Below are 643 nucleotides of genomic sequence, written 5' to 3'. Positions count from 1 at the left end.
CCGGCATTTTCAGGTCCGGGTTGAGGATAACGATCCCCAGCGCCAGGCCGACGATTACGCCGATTTTCAGGAAGGTGGCCAGATAATCGCGCGGCGCCAGAATCAGCCATACCGGCAGCAGCGCGGAAATGAACGCGTAGCCAATCAGGGTAAAGGTGATAGTGGTATCTTTAAAGGTCAACGCCGGGCCCCAGTACGGGTCGTGGGCAATCACGCCGCCGAACCAGATAGAGGCCACCAGCAGCACGATACCGATAACCGACACTTCACCGACGCGGCCTGGGCGCAGGTGGATGAGACGCGCTGGCGACAAAAGCTGGCCGACCCAATCGGCCTGGTGGCCGTGGTCAACAGCCAGCCGTTTGGCTTTATCACCGCCATCGGGACGCATATCGATTTGCTGTTCGTCTCGCCGGATCGTGCCCGCCAGGGTATCGGCGGCGCGCTTATCGAGGCGCTCTGCGTTCAGTATCCAGCGCAAATCCTGACGGTGGACGCCAGCATTACCGCAAAGCCCTGTTTTACGGCTCATGGTTTTAAGGTGGTGGCTGAGCAACGGGTGGCGGCGCGCGGGGAGTGGTTTATTAATTACCGGATGGAAAAACGCGTGGCGCTAAGGTGATGCGGGGTAAAACCGGCGGCG

1 protein-coding gene and 1 pseudogene are annotated in these 643 nt (G+C 60.2%); one reads left to right on the top strand and one right to left on the bottom strand.

The features are described from left to right. Positions 1-289 (bottom strand): annotated as a pseudogene (locus tag MKP05_RS21365) (carbon starvation CstA family protein); the annotation flags it as partial. Here MKP05_RS21365 and MKP05_RS22045 point away from each other — a divergent pair. Further along, entirely contained in the window at positions 203-622 is a 420-nt protein-coding gene (locus MKP05_RS22045; protein WP_369127989.1) for a GNAT family N-acetyltransferase, read from the top strand. The pseudogene MKP05_RS21365 and the gene MKP05_RS22045 overlap by 87 nt on opposite strands. Positions 623-643: the final 21 nt, after the last annotated feature.

The sequence above is a fragment of the Halomonas flagellata genome, assembly GCF_022487945.1.
Taxonomy (GTDB): domain Bacteria; phylum Pseudomonadota; class Gammaproteobacteria; order Pseudomonadales; family Halomonadaceae; genus Halomonas; species Halomonas flagellata.
This window is presented reverse-complemented; position numbering and strand designations above follow the sequence as displayed.